Raw genomic sequence first — 17,362 nt, 5'->3', positions numbered from 1 at the left:
CCGTTCGATCCTTGTGGTTGGAAATACCGGCCTGCACTCTCAGAGTCGCAGAATGCCGCGATTCGGCCTCGCCTGGCGCCTGCGATTGAACTTAAATCACAGACTTAGGCTGACAAGCGAAACAACAGTGACTATTTCGTGACCATGACCGATCATTCCGGACATCGCGAGCAGGGTTTGACCGGCGCCACCGAGGCGCGCGGGCTGGAAGCGCTGATCTCGCGAGCGGCGCGCGCGGACAAGGGACCGGCTCCGGTGGAGCGCTGGAATCCGGACTTCTGCGGCGATCTCGACATGGAGATCAAGGCTGACGGCACCTGGTTCTATCTTGGCACGCCGATCGGGCGAATGCCGCTGGTGCAGCTTTTTTCGAGCGTTTTGCGCAAGGACGCCGACGGCAAGACCTATCTGGTGACGCCGGTGGAACGCGTTGGCATCCGCGTCGCCGACGCGCCCTTCATCGCCGTCGAGATGAACGTGTCGGCGATCGGCGACGAGCAGGTCATCACCTTCCGCACCAATGTCGGTGACGTGGTCGCCGCCGGGCCCGGCCATCCGCTGCGCTTCGTCGACGAGGACGCGACCGGCGGGCTCAAGCCCTATGTGCTGGTGCGCGGCCGGCTGGAAGCCCTGGTGGCGCGGCCGGTAATGTACGAACTGGTCGAACATGGCGAGGTGATCGACATCGGCGGCAAGGCGATCTTCGCCGTCCGCTCCGGCGGCGAGGTCTATCCGATCATGCCGGCCGAAAAACTCGAGCGGCTAAGCGCGTGATGGACCAGATGGCGCCAGTGCCGTTCTCGATCGCGGATTTTCGCGCCCGCGTCGCCGCACAGGCCGAGGCGCAACCCGGCGACGAGTTCGGCGATCATCGCTTCAATCCCGGCCACCCGAGGTTGAAACATATCAAGCCGCTGCGCGATGCCGCGGTGCTGATCCCGGTCATCGATCACGCCGATGGCGCCACGGTGCTGCTCACCAAGCGCGCCGAGAAGCTGCGCAGCCATTCCGGTCAGGTGGCCTTTCCCGGCGGCACCATCGATCCGACGGACCCCGGCCCCGAGGCCGCCGCGCTGCGCGAGACTTTCGAGGAGATAGGCCTCGACCGCGACCATATCGAAATCATCGGCCGGATGCCCGACTACGTCGCCGGCAGCGGCTATCGCATCGTGCCGGTGCTTTCCGTGGTACGGCCTGGCTTTTCGCTGACGCTCAACGCCGACGAGGTCGACGCCGCCTTCGAAGTGCCGCTGCGCTTCCTGATGGATCCCGCCAACCATGCGCGCGACAGCCGCATGTGGAACGACCTCGAATGGTTCTTCTACGAGATGCCCTATGGCGGCCAGCGCATCTGGGGCGTCACCGCCGGCATCGTCCGCACGCTCTATGAAAGGCTCTATGCATGAGCGCGGGGGTGTCTCTGTCTGGCAGGGCCGGCTGGCTGGGCGAAAAGCACCTGCAGAAGCTGCTTGCCGCGCTGAAGGAAGGCGGCGAGGAGGCGCGCGTCGCCGGCGGAGCGGTGCGCAATGCGCTGATCGGCCAGCCGGTCGCCGACATCGATATCGCGGCGACGACCTTGCCTGAGGAAACGATCCGCCGCGCCGAGGCCGCCGGCTTCAAGACGGTGCCGACCGGTATCGAGCACGGCACGATCACGGCGATTGCCGGCGGCAAGGCCTATGAGGTCACCACGCTCAGGGCCGATATCGAGACCGATGGTAGGCGGGCGAAAGTCACGTTCGGGCGCGACTGGAAGCTTGACGCCGAGCGCCGCGACTTCACCATCAACGCGCTCTATGCCGAGGCCGACGGGACGGTCGTCGATCTTGTCGGCGGCGTCGCCGACATCGAGGCGCGGCGGCTGCGCTTCATCGGCGATCCGGAAGCGCGCATCCGCGAGGATTATCTGCGCATCCTGCGCTTCTTCCGCTTCTTCGCCTGGTATGGCGACGGCCGGCCCGATGCCGAAGGCCTGAAGGCCTGCGCCAGGCTGAAGGACGGGCTCGGCAGGCTTTCGGCCGAGCGCGTCTGGTCCGAGCTGAAGAAGCTGTTTTCGGCACCCGATCCTTCGCGCGCCCTGCTGTGGATGCGCCAGGCCGGTGTTCTTACCGCCGTGCTGCCGGAGAGCGAGAAGTGGGGCATCGACGCCATCCACGGGCTGGTCCGGACCGAAAAGGATCTAGGCTGGAATGCAGACCCGCTGCTCCGGCTGGAGGCCGTCGTTCCGCCGGATGCCGCGCGCATGAAGACGCTTGCCGAAAGGCTGAGATTTTCGACCGGCGAAGGGGGACGTCTCCGGCACTGGGCGCTGACTGCACCACTTGAATCCAAGACGACCGAGACGGAATTCTCGAAAAAGCTCTATTTCGGCGACCGCGAAGGCTTCCTCGATCGGCTGCGGCTCGCGCTTGCCGCCGCGCGGACACGCGCCGTCGAGGACAATCAGGCGATGATGGAAGCCGGCGGTTTCTCGCGCCTGCTCGGCTTCGCCCTGAAATGGGAAAAACCGGTGTTTCCGATCAAGGGCGCAGACCTGACCGAACTCGGCGCGTCGCCCGGCCCGAAGGTTGGCGCCACGCTGAAAAACCTCGAAAAGGAATGGGTCGAGTCCGGTTTCATACTAGACCGCGGCGCGCTGCTAAAACGCGCCGCGCAAGCGCTCGAGGCTTAGAGCAGCAGCCCGGACCGATCGATGCCGGTCAACGTATCGACACAGGAGCCAGGGCGCGCGAAAGGCTGGCTTCGCCCTTGCCGTAGACCGAGGGATCGTAATTGACCAGCGTGTCGCTGCGAGCCGTGTTGAGCAGGTCGTTGGTGATCTGAACCGGGGTCGCCTTGGTGAACTTGCTGCCGATGATCGCGGCATATCCGGAAATGATCGGCGCGGCGAAAGACGTGCCGTAAAGGCCGGTCTTGTCGCCTTCGACGCCGACCACCAGGAAGTGGCTCTGCACGGCGGTATTGGAACCGGCGTAGTTGGAATACCAGGCAAGCTCGGCCTTGTTGGCTGTCGTGCCGTTCGTCGACAGCGCACCCACGAAGATCGCGGTTTGCTTGCCGATCAAAGCGAGGTCGAGATAGTCCTGCTGACCGCCGGTGACTCCGCCGACCGCGACCGCGTCGTTGCCAGCAGCTTTCGAAACTATGGCCGATCCCTTGGTGGCGTAGGAGATGATCGAGGCTTCCTCCCGAGCCCAGCCGATCTGGCTGACGCTGTAGCCGGCGTTGGCGTACATGCCGTAACTGAGGTTGAGAACGTTCCGGCCGCCTGCCAGCGGGACGGCGGTGCCGGTAGAGAAATCCTTGGAGCGGATGGTCGCCGCGGGAGCGATCATGCTCGCCTCCTCGCGCGTCCATTCGCCATGCCGCTGGGTCTGCACGCCGATGCCGAAATTGCCGGAGAAGCGCGATGAGCTGCTGAAATCGTCGACGATGGTGATGGTAACGCCCTTGCCCTTGTAGCCCGCCGCCCATGCCGCGCCGACGTCGGGGCTCATCCAGTTCTGTACCGTCTGGGTCGTTCTCGCGACTGGGATCTTTGCGCTCACGCATATCGATTGACCGCCGTGGCACAGCGCGGCCGTCTCGTCCGCGTCGAGGGCTTCCTGTGCCGATGCGATGGACGCCGGCAGAAGGACGAGAGCCGCAATACCGAACTTCAAGAAATTACCAGACATGGTCTTACTCCCGGTCAAGCAAGAACGAGGGTGGCAGGAACGAGGACGGGCGATCGCGGACTTCGGGAGCAAGGAGATTTCTCATGCAGGGCTTCCCGCCGATCAGAAAGTAACACGGTAATTGAGCCACAGGCGCAGCCTCTCGGGTGTAGCGTTAACCAGATATTTCAGCGTGTCCTCAGGCGCCATCTCGCCGGCCGCGAGCCGGCAATTGACGCTGTAGGTGCCAAGATCCCCGTAGTCGGCCACGCACGGCTTTTCAGTCAGGTTGCCGCCGATGATCGAGGTGACCGAAAGGGACAAGGTGCTGTTCGGACTGGGATGCCTCTGGGTGAGAAACCCGAGCTTGAGGCTTGGCGCGATACGGTATTTCTCGGCTTGCTCCCCGGTGCCGAACCCCCACAGGATGCCGCTGTTTTCGGTCAACTGGGTGAGCAGGTCGACATGCATGTCGACCCAATTCGCGTGATACCACCGATTGAACGAGACCTGGCTTCCGTCCTGCAGTTCATAGCCGCCATTGCCGAGGTCTCGCGCGCGATCGCTAAGCGGTGAGCCCTGATGGATATCGACGAGCGAGATGGTCATTTCCTGGGCGGCTGCCGGCGACGCGCCGAGCAACGTGCACAACAGGAACGCCGCTGCGCGGGAACCGCCTCGATTGCCGGACTTTTCGCGCATGCGCGAAGCACCTCGCCCCACCCGATCCGGACAGCGCCTCGTGGCGAGCGCCTTTGGGCAGCCAACTGTGGCGGATCATGCGTGCGACGATCGCATGCAGACCGTTACCGCGGAGTTATCTAAGCTGGTACGAATATAAGTTTTTGCTTGAATTTTGTGGGAGCGGAGAGAGGGCCGGTAACGAGAGCAGATAGCCATAAGGAAGCAGGATGCACCCACATGCTGCATCCCGCTGTCCCAATATCGTGCGAGCTTCGCGATTTGGGGTCTGGCTGACGCCTCAGGCCGCGTCGCGGACCTTCTGGATGCGGGAGCGGATCGCCTCGATCATGGTCTCGCGGATGATCGTTTCGCCATGCGTCTCGCGCAGATGCTCGACGGCGCGGCGCATGACCTCCGCTTCCTCCTCGGCGCGCGTGTGCCAGTCACAGCCCGGGACCAGTGTCCCGCATTGGAATTCCTTCATGGGTTTTCCCTTCCTTGCTGCGGAGCGGTTCAGCTTCGACCAACCCCAGCTATTGTTTTTATGCAATTCCAGAAAACCGCTGGGCGGTTTTCTGGAATTGCTCAAGTGGATAATCATAACACATGTCGCCGGCTTCGGTTGCATCAAGAGGCGCGAAGCGCTGTTTCGGGCCGCCGGCCGAGTGCTGAAACAGAAAGGCGGAGCGATGCCGCTCCGCCTCCTTGTTGCCTGATCTTGCTAAAGCCGCGCGGCCGTCATTTCATGATCTTGACGGCCTCGGCAATCTTGTTCTTGCCGCTCATATCCCAGGAAACGCGGACTTTCTCGCCCGGCTTGATGCCCGGATCCTTGAAGGCCTTGGACAGGGTGAAGGTCGATCCGTTGTCCAGAACAAGGCTCATGGCCGTTCCATCAAAGCTCTTGACCGTGCCCGTGGTGTGCTTGACCGCGGCGAACGCGGCGCCACCGGAGGCGAGAAAGGCAGCGGCTGCTGCCGTCACAATAAGCTTGCGCATTGGCATGCTCTCCTGGAATGCGGGCACCGTATGGAAGGCACCCCTCTCGATCAGGGCCGTCCGGTCGCGTCGGGTCGCGGCTCGCAGCTGCGGCGAACCGCCGGCGCTTCCCGACCCGGCAACGTTAAATAGCTCAATTTTTTCAAAAGGATATTAGACGAAAAAGAAATCGTAGCCGCCACATTGCCCGCCAAGATTCAGCGAATGGGACATCAATGCGGCGTTCCCTCCGCTCACCGGATTTTTACGGCCATTTTACCTCGGGCGGCAGGCTGGACAGGATCGAGGCGACATTGCCGCCGGTCTTCAGGCCGAAGATGGTGCCGCGATCGTGAAGCAAATTGAATTCGACGTAACGGCCGCGCCGGATGAGCTGTTCGTCGCGGTCGCCGTCGGTCCAGTTCTGGTCGAAATTGGCCCGCACCAGATGGGAATAGACGACGAGGAAAGAGCGTCCGACGTCCTGGACGAAATTGAAATCAGCGTCCCAGCCGCCCTTGTCCTCGCTCGAGTGCAGCCAGTCGAAAAAGATGCCGCCGATGCCGCGCGGCTCGTCACGATGCGGCAGGAAGAAGTACTCGTCGCACCACGCCTTGAACTTCGCGTAGTCGGCGACCGCGGCGTTCTTCTCGCAAGCGAACTGCATGGCGCGGTGGAAGGCCAGCGTATCGGGGTCGTCCTGGGTGCGGCGACGGTCGAGCACCGGCGTCAGGTCGGCGCCGCCGCCGAACCACTGGCGCGTGGTCACCACCATGCGCGTGTTCATGTGCACGGCCGGCACGTTGGGGTTCCAGGGGTGCGCGATCAGCGAAATGCCGCTCGCCCAGAAGCGCGGATCGTCCTCGGCGCCGGGGATCTGCTTGCGGAATTCGGGCGAGAATTCGCCATAGACGGTCGATGTGTGCACGCCGACTTTCTCGAAGACGCGGCCGCGCATCATCGACATAGTCCCGCCGCCTCCCTTGCCCTCGTCGCGCTCCCAAGGCGTCTTCTCGAAATGCCCGGGCGACCAGGACGATAGCGGCCCGGTGAGTTCCCGCTCGATCTGCTCGAATGTGGCGCAGATGCGCTCGCGCAGCGCCTCGAACCAGAGACGGGCCTTCATCTTCTTCTGTTCGATGTCGGCCGGCAGTCCCACGGGAAGGTCAGGTCGTTCCAATTCGGTCTCCAGTCACAGGCCCATTCGCCTGACAAATGACTCGTCTTTTCAGGGCGCGATCCCTAATCTCTTAAGGGCAAGGGTCAAGTCCTGTCTGATCGAGGCACAAAGGAGTTCCTTCGTGCGTACCCCGGCAAGACCGCCGCTGGATGGCTTGAGGAAGAGGCTGGAGCGCTCGCGGGCCGAGCGCGAAAGAGGGCCGCGCGACGGATTCCTGCGCGAGACCTTCGTGCTGCCGCGCCCAGCGGCGCGCCTCAAGGCGAAGGAGTGGTTCGAACGCTTTCCCAAGCAGGCCTACTGGACCGAGATCGAAAGCTGGTTCGAGCGGCCGGGCGACGTCATCGAATTCACGATGCGGCGGCTGCCGGCTGCTGACTGACCATCAGCGCGCTACCAGCCGTCTCGCTCCGGTGCCTTCCCTCGCCAACCGGTCGTCCTTGTTCCTGAGCGGGCACTTGTCGATCGACATGCAGCCGCAGCCGATACAGTCGGTCAGCCCGTCGCGCAGCTTCTTCAACTGGCTGATCTTGTGGTCGAGCCCGTCGCGCCAAGCCGTTGAAAGCAGATTCCAATCCTCGCGCGTCGGCGTGCGGCCTTCCGGCAGGGACCGGAATGTCGCGGCGATCTCGGCCAGCGAGATGCCGACCTCCTGCGCGATGCGGATGATCGCCACCCGTCTCAGCACGTCGCGGCTGTAGCGCCGCTGGTTGCCCGCCGTGCGGTGGCTGCGGATCAGACCGCGCGCCTCGTAGAAATGCAGCGCCGATACCGCCACACCGCTGCGCATGGCCACCTGGCCGACCGTCAATTCCCTTACCGGAGCCATTCGCAGTTTCCGCTTGACCTCAAGTTTGGTTGAGCTTGTAGCGAGGAAATCCTGACAAGGCAAATTGAGGAGAAGGCGATGTGCGCCTGGGTGAGAATGACGGCAGAAGGGGAGGCGGTCCGCGGCACCGAGCAGGGGCTAAGGATGCTATCCGAATTGGCGCAACGCTTCGCCCGCGACCATCGCGACGGACAGCGCAACATTGATGCTGCGCGCGCCCGGCCGCATCGGGATGGTCAGTCGCGCGTCCGCCGCCTTGTGAATCTCTTCCGGCACACCAGCGGATTCGCGGCCGAACAGAAGGATGTCGCCGCTGGCGAAAGCGAAGTCCGTATAGGCGGTCGCGGCCTTGGTTGTGAGCAGCACCAGGCGGCGCGGATTCGTCCGGCGCCATTCCTCGAAGGCGTGCCAGTCGGCATGGCGGGCAAGCGCCGCCATTTCGAGATAGTCCATGCCGGCCCGTTTCAGCGCCCGATCGGAGAGCGGAAAGCCGGCCGGCTCGATGATATCGACACTGAGATCAAGGCAGGCGGCGAAGCGCAGGATTGTCCCGGTGTTGCCGGCGATATCAGGCTGGTAGAGCGCGATGCGGAGACGGTCGTTCATTTCCGCATCCTTCTAATAAGTGGCAGATCGGCCACAGGCGTCTCCCGCTTTTGGCGATTTCTGGACTGGCGGGTGGCCATTTTCTGCGAATTCGAGTATATGCCGACCATCGTCAACCCGAACCGAAGGAGGGGGACCACATGATGACCATGCACATCCATCTCCTCTCCGGGGCTCACGTATGCCCAACGGCGGTTTCGGTACGACGATTCTTCTGACACTTTAAGACCTCATCGCACCGATTCCCGCCGAACCCAGTTTTCGGCTTTCGAAGGAATCTTGCGATGTTTTTCAAACTGCCAAAGGGGCCTAATGCCCCACCTGAACGGGTCCGGGCCGATGCTTGCCGCCAGGTCCTGACCGATGCGTTGCGTGCCTCCGGCCGAATGCCGGCGGTCGAGTTCGTTTCACCCTTTTTATCGCATTTGCACATGGAGGACGGACCCATGTTCGATCCATTCAGAATACCCGGCTCGAGAAGCCTGCACGAGCGCAAGATGGCGACCTGGGCGCTGCTGATCGGCGAGACCTACTCGTCGGCGGTACATGCCGAGGAGCGTCGGCGTCCGCATCGCGGCATGCTGCCGGACGTCGATTTCTCGCGCGCCGTGCCCGATCACAGCCGGCCTTCGCTGGTGCGCCGTGTCGCAAGGCTGTTCCGGCCGGCCGGCAAAACGCGGGCTGGCGACAGCTTTTCGTCAGGAAGCTCGGAGCCGTCAGGATCCTCAAGCGAGCCTGTCGGCGAAAAGCCCGCGACACCCTATATTGCGCGAAGCAGGGCCGGCGATGCGAGTGATTCCGTATCGCCGGCCCGTCGCGCAGCGCGGCCGAACGGCCCTGCCCATCAATCCCGCGCCGCGTGAGCGCATAGACAGTCGAGTGCCTGGAATGTTCCGCTGGTTTGAAAAGAGGCTCGATCCGTTCCCCGCCGCGGAGCCGGTCGAGCCGCCGAGGACGCTGGTCGCCTTCTGCGTGCACTACACGCGCGGCGTCTGGCCCTACATCGTCGTGGATGCAATGCTGGTGGCGGCGATCGCCATCACCGAAGTGTGGATGTTCGGTTTCATGGGCCGCATCGTCGACTGGCTGTCGGCGCAGAACCGGGAAACGTTCCTGCAGACCGAGAGCTGGAAGCTGGCCGGCATGGCTTTCATCGTGCTGTTTGCGCTGCCCGGCACGGTCTGGGTGCGTTCGTTATTCAACCAGCAGACGATGATGGGCAACTATCCCATGCGCATCCGCTGGCAGGTGCATCGCTACCTGCTGAAACAGTCGATGGCTTTCTACCAAGATGAGTTCGCCGGCCGCATCGCCACCAAGCTGATGCAGACCGCACTCGCCGTGCGCGACTGCGTCATGAAGGTTATCGACGTCCTCAACTACGTCATCGTCTACTTCCTCGGCATGCTGTTCATTGTCGGCTCGGCGGACTTGCGGCTGGCCGCGCCCTTGGGCGTATGGCTGATCGGCTATATCGGGCTGCTGCGGTATTTTATTCCGCGGCTCGGCAAGGTCGGCGAGGAACAGGCCAATACGCGTTCGACCATGACCGGTCGCGTCGTCGACAGCTATGCCAACATCCAGACGGTGAAGCTGTTTTCCCACGCGCGCCGCGAGGCGGCCTTCGCCAGGGAAGGCATGGCGGGCTTCCTCGATACCGTCTACCGGTCGATGCGGCTGGTGACGATGCTCTACGGCCTGCTCTATATCCTGAATTCGCTGCTCCTGTCCTCGGTCACGGCGATCTCGCTTTGGCTGTGGCTGGACGACGCGGTGACGATCGGCGCCGTGGCCGTGGTCATCGGCCTGGTGCTCAGGATGTGGGGCATGTCGCAGTGGATCATGTGGGAGATGTCGGGGCTGTTCGAGAACATCGGCACGGTGCAGGACGGCATCCAGTCGATCTCGCTGCCGCGGCTGGTCGAGGACAGGCCGGGCGCCAAGGACATTGCCGTCAGCCAAGGCGAGATCCGCTTCGAGGACATCCGCTTTCACTATGGCAAGCAGAAGGGCGTCATCGAAAACCTGTCGCTTATGGTGAAGCCGGGCGAGAAGGTCGGCATCGTCGGCCGCTCCGGCGCCGGCAAGTCGACGCTGGTCAACCTTCTGTTGCGCTTCTACGACCTCGAAAACGGCAGGATCCTCATCGACGGCCAGGAGATTGCCTCGGTGACGCAAGATTCACTGCGCGCGCAGATCGGCATGGTGACGCAGGATACCTCGCTGCTCCACCGCTCGGTGCGCGACAACATCCTCTACGGCCGGCCCGATGCCAGCAACGAGATGCTGGTCGAGGCCGCGAAACGCGCGGAGGCGCTGGACTTCATCAGTGAGCTTTCCGATTCCGACGGCCGCAAGAATTTCGATGCCCATGTCGGCGACCGGGGTGTCAAATTGTCCGGCGGCCAGCGGCAGCGCATCGCTATCGCCCGCGTTATGCTGAAAGACGCGCCGATCCTCATTCTCGACGAGGCGACCTCGGCGCTCGATTCGGAAGCAGAGGCGGCGATCCAGGAGAACCTCTACAAGCTGATGCAGGGCAAGACCGTCATCGCCATCGCGCACCGGCTGTCGACGATCGCGGCGATGGACAGGCTCGTCGTGCTGGACAAGGGCCGCGTCATCGAGGAGGGCTCGCACGAGGAGCTGGTCGCCAAGGGTGGGCTCTATGCGCAGCTCTGGCAGCGCCAGTCGGGCGGCTTCCTGCTCGACGACATGCCGGCCGAGGCCGCCAACGATGCGATCGCCCATGAGTTTGGCGCCAAGGGTGAAGCCGCGGAATGATGAAGGCCGTCTATCGCTGGTTCGAAGGCTGGGTCTACCCGTTCCGCGAGCCAGCGAATCTTCGGCCACCCGCCAGTGTCCGCGGCTTCCTCTGGCACTATGTCGGGCAGGCGAAGCTCGCCTTCTTCGCCATGCTGATCATCGGCGGCATCGCGCCGCTGGTCGAGGCCGGGCTGTTCTATTTCGTCGGACGGCTGGTCGATATCCTCGACCAGCTGCCAAGCGGGCGCAGCTGGCATGCACTATGGAGCGCCGCTGGCCCTGAACTCCTGTTCATGGGCGCGGTGGTGCTGGTCATCCGCACGCTGGTGGTCGGTCTGTCGGCGCTGGTCGACGAGCAGACGATCACGCCAGGCTTCTACAATCTGGTGCGCTGGCAGGCGCACCGGCATGTCTCGCGCCAGTCTTATGCCTTCTTCCAGAACGATTTCGCCGGGCGCATCGCCACGAAGGTCTGGCAAGCGGGGCAGGCGACGGGCGACCTGATGGAGAGCTTCCTCGAGGTCGTCTGGTTCATGATCGTCTATACGGTGACGACGCTGGCGCTGGTGGCGGGCCTCGATCTCAGGCTGGCGGTGCTGGTGGTGATCTGGATCACCGCCTTCGGTTTTCTGGCGAAACTCTATCTGCCGGCGATCCGCAAGCATGCCGAGGCGACTGCCGAGGCCGGTTCCATGATCACCGGCCGCATCGTCGATTCCTATTCCAACGTGCAAACGCTGAAGCTATTCGCCGCCGACGGCGACGATCGTTACATCCGCAGCGGCTTCGACATTTATCTCGATGCGCTGCGGCCGTTCACGCGTCGGCTGACCGGCGTGCGCATGGCGCTGACGACGCTTTCGGGCGTCATGATCACCACGATTGCCGCCTTTGCCATCTACCTCTGGGTCGAAGGCTCGATCACCGTCGGCGCCGTCGCCTTCACGCTTTCCCTGGTACTGAGGCTCAACATGTTGCTGGGACGGCTGATGATGCAGCTCAACAGCATATTGAGGAATCTCGGCGTGCTTGAGAACTCCAAGGCGCTGATCACGCAGCCGCTTGGCCTGACAGACGCGCCGGATGCCAAGGAACTGGCGGTTGTCGGTGGCCGCATCGACATCAAGAACGTCACCTTCCACTACGGCAAGGGGGCAGGGGTCCTCGACAGCATCGACCTCGTCGTGAGGCCCGGCGAGAAGGTCGGGCTGGTCGGCCCATCCGGTGCCGGCAAGACGACTTTAGCCAATCTCATCCTGCGTCTCTACGACCTCGAGGGCGGCAAGATCCTGATCGACGGCCAGGACATCGCCAAGGCGACGCAGAATTCGCTGCGCGCCAATATCGGCGTGGTCAGCCAGGATACCGCACTCTTCCACCGCTCGCTGCGCGACAACATCAAGCTCGGCATGCCGGACGCGACGGACGCCGAGGTACTCACGGCGGCGCGCAAGGCCGAGGCGCATGATTTCATCATGGGCCTGCGCGACAACCGCGAGCGGGCCGGCTACGAGGCCTATGTCGGCGAGCGCGGCGTCAAACTCTCCGGCGGCCAGCGCCAGCGCGTGGCGATCGCCCGCCTGTTCCTCAAGGATGCGCCGATCCTCATCCTCGACGAGGCGACCTCGGCGCTCGATTCCGACATCGAGGCGGCGATCCAGGAAAACCTGGCGCGGCTGATGGAGGACAAGACCGTCATCGCCATCGCCCATCGGTTGTCGACCATCGCGACGCTCGACCGGCTGGTCGTGCTCGACGGCGGACGGATCGTCGAAGAGGGCACGCATGACGAGCTGGTGGCGCTCGACGGTCTCTATGCGCGGCTGTGGAAGCGGCAGTCCGGCGGCTTCCTGTTCAATGAGGAGAGCGTGCTGGAAGAGACGCGGCCAGCGGAGTAGAACGCAACCATGTCGGTCAGAATGCCCACCAATTTCGGACGGTCAGGCGCGCAGGAGAACGCGCTCGACCTGCTCGGCCACGAAATCCTCGCCGAAAAGGCGGCCGCCCTTGGCCGCGCTGGCCAACGCGTCGAGGAGACGCTGACAAAGCTGCGCGAGAACGGCGAGGGCGGCGATCGCAACCGGCTGCTGAAGGAAGCGGCGGAAGCCGTCCACGGCTATTTCATCCAGCGCGAACTCTGCGGGCTGCGCAAGCACGACGCTGTGATCCGCGAATACAACATCCCGAGGGCGGTGCTGGTCAGGCTCGGCGCGAAATAACGCTTATTCTAGCCATTCGGTGACGAAGCTGCCGTTCTCGTGGATGTCGGTGGTCTCGAGCGGACCGGGGCCGAGATTGGTGAATTTATGCGGCGTGTCTGGCGGCACGATCAGGATCTGGCCGGCCGAGGCCTCGATCTGCTGGTCGCCGACCGTGAACAGGCCGGTGCCGGAGCGGATGATGAAGATCTCCACATAGGGATGCTTATGTAGGCGCGGGCCGCCGCCAACACCGGGCAGATAGTTGAAGATCAGGCAGCTTTTGGCGCCCCAGGCGCCGCATTGCAGCTCGCCTTGCCAATGGTCGGGCGCCTCCGCCCATTTGTCACGCTCGATGACATGCGCCATGGCTGGAGAATAGACCGGGCCAGCAGCCGCTGTCGAGGCGAACAAGGACTCGATTTCGTCCTCGATTCCCAGCTGTTTCAAGGCGTCCGGCGGTCTGCCGACGACACCTCGGCGCAGGCCGTGACATGCACCCGCGACAATGTGCCCTTGTGCCTTCACGCGTCTGGACAAAAACGGGCTGCACGCATAAACCGAACTCCAAATGCCGGAGGAATTCGCTAGCCTGTTCGCCATGCGCTGTCGGGCCGGCGCGATGGAGCGGGGACAAGGCTCGGCCGCCGGCACGGAAAGAGGCGAAAGGATCAGGCACCCGTGAGCGCAACCGACATCCACGATCCCAACCGTCGCGATTTTCTCTATATCGCCACCGGCATGGCCGGTGTGGTCGGCGCAGGGGCCGTCGCCTGGCCGTTCATCGACCAGATGCAGCCGGATGCCTCGACGCTGGCGCTGGCTTCGGTTGAGGTGGACGTCTCTTCGCTGCAGCCCGGCAGCTCGCTGGTCGTCAAGTGGCGCGGCAAGCCGGTCGTGGTGCGCAACCGCACCGAGAAAGAGATGAAGGACGGCGCGGCGGTCAGCCTCAATGATCTCAAGGATCCGATCGCGCGCAACGCCAACCTGCCGGCCGACGCGCCGGCGACCGATGCCAACCGCACCACCCCCGGCAAGGAAGCCTGGATGGTGATGGTGCAGGTCTGCACCCATCTCGGCTGCATCCCGCTCGGCCAGGAGGGCGATTTCGGCGGCTGGTTCTGCCCGTGCCACGGCTCGCAGTACGACACCGCCGGCCGCATCCGCAAAGGCCCGGCGCCCGAGAACATGGCGATCCCGGTATTCAAATTCATTTCCGATACCAAGATCCTTATCGGCTGAGGCAGGGATATTTCGATGAGCGAGGGACACTCCACCTACACGCCGAAGACCGGGATCGGACGCTGGTTCGATGCCCGCATGCCGCTGCCCAGGCTGGTCTATGACAGCTTCGTCGCCTATCCAGTGCCGCGCAACCTCAACTACATGTGGACGTTCGGCGGCATCCTTTCGATCATGCTGGCGGCGCAGATCCTGACCGGCATCGTGCTGGCCATGCACTACACTTCCGACACCACTCTCGCCTTCGATTCGGTCGAGAAGATCATGCGCGACGTGAATTCGGGATGGCTCTTGCGCTATCTCCATTCCAACGGCGCCTCGTTCTTCTTCGTCGCCGTCTACATCCACATCTTCCGCGGGCTCTTCTACGGCTCCTACAAGGCGCCGCGCGAGCTGCTGTGGATCCTCGGCTGCATCATCTATCTCCTGATGATGGCCACCGGCTTCATGGGCTACGTGCTGCCCTGGGGACAGATGAGCTTCTGGGGCGCCACCGTCATCACCGGCTTCTTCAGCGCCATTCCGCTGGTCGGCAACTGGATCCAGGAGCTGCTGCTTGGCGGCTTCGCCGTCGACAATCCGACGCTGAACCGCTTCTTCGCGCTGCATTACCTCTTGCCGTTCATGATCGCCGGCGTCGTCGTGCTGCACATCTGGGCGCTGCATGTCGTCGGCCAGTCGAACCCGACCGGTATCGAGGTGAAGTCGAAGACCGACACCGTCGCCTTCACGCCTTACGCCACCATCAAGGACGCGTTCGGCATGATCGTGTTCCTGTTCGTCTTCGCCTATTTCGTCTTTTACCTGCCGAACTATCTCGGCCACCCGGACAACTACACGGTCGCCAACCCGCTGAAGACGCCGGCCCACATCGTTCCGGAATGGTACTTCCTGCCGTTCTACGCGATCCTGCGCGCCATCACCTTCAACATAGGGCCGATCAACTCCAAGCTCGGCGGCGTGCTGTGCATGTTCGGCGCCATCGCCATGCTGTTCCTGGTGCCGTGGCTCGACACCTCCAAGGTGCGCTCGGCGGTCTACCGGCCCTGGTACAAGCTGTTCTTCTGGCTGTTCGTGGCCGACGCCATCCTGCTCGGATGGCTGGGCTCGCAGCCGGCGGAAGGCAGCTACGTGTTCATGGCGCAGATGGCGACGCTGTTCTACTTCGCCTTCTTCCTGGTCGTCATGCCGGTGCTCGGCCTGATCGAGACGCCGCGGCGCCTGCCGAACTCGATCACCGAGGCGGTGCTGGAAAAGAAGAACAAGGGGGCCGGCGGACATCCGGCAGGCGCGGTCATGGCGCCGGAAACCAAGGGCTGAGAATCTGAGGGGATTTGGCATGAAGAAGATTCTCACCTCGCTGGCGGTGCTCGGCCTTCTGGCGGCAGGCGTTGGAGCCGCCGCCGCTCAGGAGCAGGGGCACGCTGAGGCGGCGCCGACGCATTTCCCGATCAACGAGCCGAAGGAGATGGGCTGGAGCTTCGCCGGCCCGTTCGGCACCTACGACAAGGCCCAGCTGCAGCGCGGCCTGAAGGTCTACAAGGAAGTCTGCTCGGCCTGCCACTCGATGAACCTGGTGGCGTTCCGCACGCTGGAGGGCCTCGGCTATTCGGAAGCGCAGATCAAGACGCTGGCCGCCGAATACACCATCCATGACGGCCCGAACGATGCCGGCGACATGTTCGACCGCCCGGGCAAGCCTTCGGACCACTTCCCGGCGCCGTTCCCGAACGAGCAGGCCGCAGCGGCCGCCAATGGCGGCGCCGCGCCGCCCGACATGTCGCTGCTCGCCAAGGCGCGCGGTGTCGAGCGCGGCTTCCCGCGCTTCGTCTTCGACATCTTCACCCAATATGCCCAGGGCGGGCCGGACTACATCCACTCGCTGTTGACCGGCTACGACCAGACGCCGCCGGCCGGCATGGCGATCCCGGAAGGCACGCACTACAATCCGTACTTCCTGTCCGGCGTGTCGCTGAAGATGCCGAAGCCGCTTTCGGACGGCCAGGTGACCTATGACGACGGCTCGCCGCAGACGGTCGACCAGTATTCGCGCGACGTTGCCGCATTCCTGATGTGGGCCGCCGAACCGCACCTCGAAGACCGCAAAAAGACCGGCTTCCGCGTGCTGGTGTTCCTGCTGCTGTTCGGCGCTTTGGTCTACATGACCAAGCGCAAGGTGTGGGCCGACGTGGCGCACTGAGGCGCGATCCGCAATATCTTCGAAGGGCGCCGCGCGGCGCCCTTCTTCGTTGGCTGCAGCACTGTGTTTCAGGTCTTCCGGCGCGGTTTCAATTCCAGGGCAGCGGCAACTGGCGGATCGTCGTGCAGGCATGGGACTAGGCAAGCGATCCCAATCCATTGCCGGATGCGCTTGTCTCGGGCGTCGCATCGCGGTAGCCGTTATTGGTTGTGTCGTGTCGAAATGCGCCGACACCTTTATAGCCGACCGCGGAGAGCCTCGTCTCATGAAACCTTCCCTCGAAGACACGCTGCTTGCCGCGATCCGCACTATCCCCGATTACCCCAAACCCGGCATCCTGTTTCGCGACATCACCACGCTGCTGGGGGACGCGCGCGCCTTTCGCCGCGCCATTGACGAGTTGGTGCACCCTTACGCCGGGCTGAAGATCGACAAGATCGCCGGCATCGAGGCGCGCGGCTTCATCCTGGGCGGCGCCGTGGCGCATCAGCTTTCCGCCGGCTTCGTGCCGATCCGCAAGAAGGGCAAGCTGCCCTACGAGACGGTGCGCGTCGCCTATAGCCTCGAATACGGGCTGGACGAGATGGAGATGCACAAGGACGGCGTTTCAGAGGGCGAGAAGGTGATCCTAGTCGATGATCTGATCGCGACGGGAGGCACGGCGGAAGCGGCGGTCAGGCTCCTGCGGCAGATCGGCGCCGACATCGTCGCGGCCTGTTTCGTCATCGACCTGCCGGATCTCGGCGGACGCCAGAAGCTGGAGGCGCTCGGCGTGCCGGTGCGGACGCTGATCGGCTTCGAGGGGCATTAGCTAGCTCTTTCCTTCTCCCCTTGTGGGAGAAGGTGGCCGAGCGAAGCTTGGACGGATGAGGGGTGTTCCAGGGAACGCCGACGCCTCATTCCTTCCAACACCCCTCATCCGTCTCGGCGATGCGCGCCGATCCACCTTCTCCCACAAGGGGCTAGTGTGCGCACACATTTGCTTCGGGTTCATATTTGGGAGGCCAGAACGAAGCCGTCTACGAT

21 protein-coding genes are annotated in these 17,362 nt (G+C 63.5%); 13 read left to right on the top strand and 8 right to left on the bottom strand.

Going from position 1 to position 17,362, the window contains the following annotated elements; all coding sequences use genetic code 11:
• The first annotated feature begins 144 nt into the window (after window positions 1-144).
• The 3 genes from RFM40_RS27775 to RFM40_RS27765 are packed head-to-tail and all read left to right on the top strand — an operon-like array spanning window position 145 to window position 2,671.
• Window positions 145-774, top strand: a complete 630-nt coding sequence (locus tag RFM40_RS27775) for a DUF1285 domain-containing protein (RefSeq protein WP_320229702.1) — start codon at window positions 145-147, stop codon at window positions 772-774.
• Window positions 774-1,406: a CoA pyrophosphatase gene (locus RFM40_RS27770; RefSeq protein WP_320229703.1), complete on the top strand. Its 633-nt coding sequence runs from the start codon at window positions 774-776 to the stop codon at window positions 1,404-1,406. Before RFM40_RS27775 ends, RFM40_RS27770 begins: the two co-directional genes overlap by 1 nt.
• Window positions 1,403-2,671, top strand: a complete 1,269-nt coding sequence (locus RFM40_RS27765) for a CCA tRNA nucleotidyltransferase (protein ID WP_320278615.1) — start codon at window positions 1,403-1,405, stop codon at window positions 2,669-2,671. The genes RFM40_RS27770 and RFM40_RS27765 overlap by 4 nt, the downstream gene beginning before the upstream one ends.
• 28 nt (window positions 2,672-2,699) lie before the next feature.
• On the opposite strand, the gene RFM40_RS27760 is transcribed toward RFM40_RS27765, so the two are convergent.
• The 3 genes from RFM40_RS27760 to RFM40_RS27750 all read right to left on the bottom strand — a co-directional run bounded on the left by RFM40_RS27760 (window position 2,700) and on the right by RFM40_RS27750 (window position 4,824).
• On the bottom strand, window positions 2,700-3,677 hold the full coding sequence (locus RFM40_RS27760; protein WP_320278614.1) for a S8 family serine peptidase: 978 nt from the start codon (window positions 3,675-3,677) through the stop codon (window positions 2,700-2,702).
• 102 nt (window positions 3,678-3,779) lie between these two features.
• Window positions 3,780-4,358 (bottom strand): hypothetical protein, encoded by a 579-nt coding sequence (locus RFM40_RS27755; RefSeq protein WP_320229689.1) that lies wholly within the window; start codon window positions 4,356-4,358, stop codon window positions 3,780-3,782.
• Between the two features lie 280 nt (window positions 4,359-4,638).
• On the bottom strand, window positions 4,639-4,824 hold the full coding sequence (locus RFM40_RS27750) for a DUF1059 domain-containing protein (RefSeq protein ID WP_040970995.1): 186 nt from the start codon (window positions 4,822-4,824) through the stop codon (window positions 4,639-4,641).
• On the opposite strand from RFM40_RS27750, the gene RFM40_RS27745 reads away from it, so the two are divergent.
• Complete coding sequence (locus RFM40_RS27745; RefSeq protein WP_320229690.1) at window positions 4,823-5,056, top strand: hypothetical protein; 234 nt, start codon at window positions 4,823-4,825, stop codon at window positions 5,054-5,056. The genes RFM40_RS27750 and RFM40_RS27745 overlap by 2 nt on opposite strands.
• A gap of 22 nt (window positions 5,057-5,078) precedes the next feature.
• Here RFM40_RS27745 and RFM40_RS27740 read toward each other — a convergent pair whose 3' ends face one another.
• Window positions 5,079-5,339, bottom strand: coding sequence for a DUF1344 domain-containing protein (locus RFM40_RS27740; protein WP_320229704.1), 261 nt, complete (start codon window positions 5,337-5,339; stop codon window positions 5,079-5,081).
• A gap of 244 nt (window positions 5,340-5,583) precedes the next feature.
• Window positions 5,584-6,498: an oxygen-dependent coproporphyrinogen oxidase gene (hemF, locus tag RFM40_RS27735; RefSeq protein ID WP_320278613.1), complete on the bottom strand. Its 915-nt coding sequence runs from the start codon at window positions 6,496-6,498 to the stop codon at window positions 5,584-5,586.
• 121 nt (window positions 6,499-6,619) lie between these two features.
• Between hemF and RFM40_RS27730 the strand changes: the two genes are divergently transcribed.
• Window positions 6,620-6,877 carry a hypothetical protein gene (locus tag RFM40_RS27730; RefSeq protein ID WP_126098750.1) on the top strand — a complete coding sequence of 86 codons (258 nt, stop codon included), beginning with the start codon at window positions 6,620-6,622 and terminating at the stop codon, window positions 6,875-6,877.
• 3 nt (window positions 6,878-6,880) lie between these two features.
• On the opposite strand, the gene soxR is transcribed toward RFM40_RS27730, so the two are convergent.
• Together soxR and RFM40_RS27720 are read right to left on the bottom strand one after the other, a co-directional pair.
• On the bottom strand, window positions 6,881-7,324 hold the full coding sequence (soxR, locus tag RFM40_RS27725; RefSeq protein WP_320229692.1) for a redox-sensitive transcriptional activator SoxR: 444 nt from the start codon (window positions 7,322-7,324) through the stop codon (window positions 6,881-6,883).
• A gap of 147 nt (window positions 7,325-7,471) precedes the next feature.
• Window positions 7,472-7,930: a tRNA (cytidine(34)-2'-O)-methyltransferase gene (locus RFM40_RS27720; RefSeq protein WP_320278612.1), complete on the bottom strand. Its 459-nt coding sequence runs from the start codon at window positions 7,928-7,930 to the stop codon at window positions 7,472-7,474.
• 446 nt (window positions 7,931-8,376) lie between these two features.
• Between RFM40_RS27720 and RFM40_RS27715 the strand changes: the two genes are divergently transcribed.
• The 4 genes from RFM40_RS27715 to RFM40_RS27700 are packed head-to-tail and all read left to right on the top strand — an operon-like array spanning window position 8,377 to window position 12,915.
• Window positions 8,377-8,793, top strand: coding sequence for a hypothetical protein (locus RFM40_RS27715; RefSeq protein ID WP_320229694.1), 417 nt, complete (start codon window positions 8,377-8,379; stop codon window positions 8,791-8,793).
• 25 nt (window positions 8,794-8,818) lie between these two features.
• Window positions 8,819-10,714 (top strand): ABC transporter ATP-binding protein, encoded by a 1,896-nt coding sequence (locus RFM40_RS27710; RefSeq protein WP_320229695.1) that lies wholly within the window; start codon window positions 8,819-8,821, stop codon window positions 10,712-10,714.
• Complete coding sequence (locus tag RFM40_RS27705; protein WP_320229696.1) at window positions 10,711-12,594, top strand: ABC transporter ATP-binding protein; 1,884 nt, start codon at window positions 10,711-10,713, stop codon at window positions 12,592-12,594. Before RFM40_RS27710 ends, RFM40_RS27705 begins: the two co-directional genes overlap by 4 nt.
• A 9-nt stretch (window positions 12,595-12,603) precedes the next feature.
• On the top strand, window positions 12,604-12,915 hold the full coding sequence (locus RFM40_RS27700) for a DUF6665 family protein (protein WP_320229697.1): 312 nt from the start codon (window positions 12,604-12,606) through the stop codon (window positions 12,913-12,915).
• Between the two features lie 3 nt (window positions 12,916-12,918).
• Here RFM40_RS27700 and RFM40_RS27695 read toward each other — a convergent pair whose 3' ends face one another.
• Window positions 12,919-13,263, bottom strand: a complete 345-nt coding sequence (locus tag RFM40_RS27695; protein ID WP_320278622.1) for a cupin domain-containing protein — start codon at window positions 13,261-13,263, stop codon at window positions 12,919-12,921.
• Window positions 13,264-13,575: 312 nt separating this feature from the next.
• On the opposite strand from RFM40_RS27695, the gene petA reads away from it, so the two are divergent.
• From petA to RFM40_RS27675, 4 genes are all read left to right on the top strand, one after another.
• On the top strand, window positions 13,576-14,136 hold the full coding sequence (gene petA / locus RFM40_RS27690) for a ubiquinol-cytochrome c reductase iron-sulfur subunit (RefSeq protein ID WP_292298792.1): 561 nt from the start codon (window positions 13,576-13,578) through the stop codon (window positions 14,134-14,136).
• Between the two features lie 15 nt (window positions 14,137-14,151).
• The gene (locus tag RFM40_RS27685) at window positions 14,152-15,456 is read left to right on the top strand and encodes a cytochrome b (RefSeq protein WP_320229698.1); all 1,305 of its coding nucleotides are present in this window, start codon (window positions 14,152-14,154) and stop codon (window positions 15,454-15,456) included.
• Window positions 15,457-15,475: 19 nt separating this feature from the next.
• The gene (locus tag RFM40_RS27680) at window positions 15,476-16,336 is read left to right on the top strand and encodes a cytochrome c1 (protein WP_320229699.1); all 861 of its coding nucleotides are present in this window, start codon (window positions 15,476-15,478) and stop codon (window positions 16,334-16,336) included.
• 265 nt (window positions 16,337-16,601) lie between these two features.
• Window positions 16,602-17,147 carry an adenine phosphoribosyltransferase gene (locus tag RFM40_RS27675; protein ID WP_320229700.1) on the top strand — a complete coding sequence of 182 codons (546 nt, stop codon included), beginning with the start codon at window positions 16,602-16,604 and terminating at the stop codon, window positions 17,145-17,147.
• The last annotated feature ends 215 nt before the right edge of the window (window positions 17,148-17,362 follow it).

Origin of the sequence: Mesorhizobium captivum (genome assembly GCF_033977165.1) — a bacterium.
GTDB classification, from domain to species: Bacteria; Pseudomonadota; Alphaproteobacteria; order Rhizobiales; family Rhizobiaceae; genus Mesorhizobium; species Mesorhizobium captivum.
The sequence above is the reverse complement of the archived record's forward strand: the minus strand, read 5'-3'. Positions and strand labels throughout refer to the sequence as shown.

Bases quoted from the DNA above. Each gene is read 5' to 3' on its own strand.
- RFM40_RS27755 (WP_320229689.1), bottom strand. From the start codon at position 4,358: ATGCGCGAAAAGTCCGGCAATCGAGGCGGTTCCCGCGCAGCGGCGTTC.
- RFM40_RS27705 (WP_320229696.1), top strand. From the start codon at position 10,711: ATGATGAAGGCCGTCTATCGCTGGTTCGAAGGCTGGGTCTACCCGTTC.
- RFM40_RS27740 (WP_320229704.1), bottom strand. From the start codon at position 5,339: ATGCGCAAGCTTATTGTGACGGCAGCAGCCGCTGCCTTTCTCGCCTCC.
- RFM40_RS27745 (WP_320229690.1), top strand. From the start codon at position 4,823: ATGGGTTTTCCCTTCCTTGCTGCGGAGCGGTTCAGCTTCGACCAACCC.
- RFM40_RS27775 (WP_320229702.1), top strand. From the start codon at position 145: ATGACCGATCATTCCGGACATCGCGAGCAGGGTTTGACCGGCGCCACC.
- RFM40_RS27685 (WP_320229698.1), top strand. From the start codon at position 14,152: ATGAGCGAGGGACACTCCACCTACACGCCGAAGACCGGGATCGGACGC.
- RFM40_RS27710 (WP_320229695.1), top strand. From the start codon at position 8,819: ATGTTCCGCTGGTTTGAAAAGAGGCTCGATCCGTTCCCCGCCGCGGAG.
- RFM40_RS27720 (WP_320278612.1), bottom strand. From the start codon at position 7,930: ATGAACGACCGTCTCCGCATCGCGCTCTACCAGCCTGATATCGCCGGC.
- RFM40_RS27700 (WP_320229697.1), top strand. From the start codon at position 12,604: ATGTCGGTCAGAATGCCCACCAATTTCGGACGGTCAGGCGCGCAGGAG.
- RFM40_RS27770 (WP_320229703.1), top strand. From the start codon at position 774: ATGGACCAGATGGCGCCAGTGCCGTTCTCGATCGCGGATTTTCGCGCC.
- RFM40_RS27750 (WP_040970995.1), bottom strand. From the start codon at position 4,824: ATGAAGGAATTCCAATGCGGGACACTGGTCCCGGGCTGTGACTGGCAC.
- RFM40_RS27675 (WP_320229700.1), top strand. From the start codon at position 16,602: ATGAAACCTTCCCTCGAAGACACGCTGCTTGCCGCGATCCGCACTATC.
- RFM40_RS27715 (WP_320229694.1), top strand. From the start codon at position 8,377: ATGTTCGATCCATTCAGAATACCCGGCTCGAGAAGCCTGCACGAGCGC.
- RFM40_RS27695 (WP_320278622.1), bottom strand. From the start codon at position 13,263: ATGGCGCATGTCATCGAGCGTGACAAATGGGCGGAGGCGCCCGACCAT.
- RFM40_RS27680 (WP_320229699.1), top strand. From the start codon at position 15,476: ATGAAGAAGATTCTCACCTCGCTGGCGGTGCTCGGCCTTCTGGCGGCA.
- soxR (WP_320229692.1), bottom strand. From the start codon at position 7,324: ATGGCTCCGGTAAGGGAATTGACGGTCGGCCAGGTGGCCATGCGCAGC.
- RFM40_RS27765 (WP_320278615.1), top strand. From the start codon at position 1,403: ATGAGCGCGGGGGTGTCTCTGTCTGGCAGGGCCGGCTGGCTGGGCGAA.
- RFM40_RS27760 (WP_320278614.1), bottom strand. From the start codon at position 3,677: ATGTCTGGTAATTTCTTGAAGTTCGGTATTGCGGCTCTCGTCCTTCTG.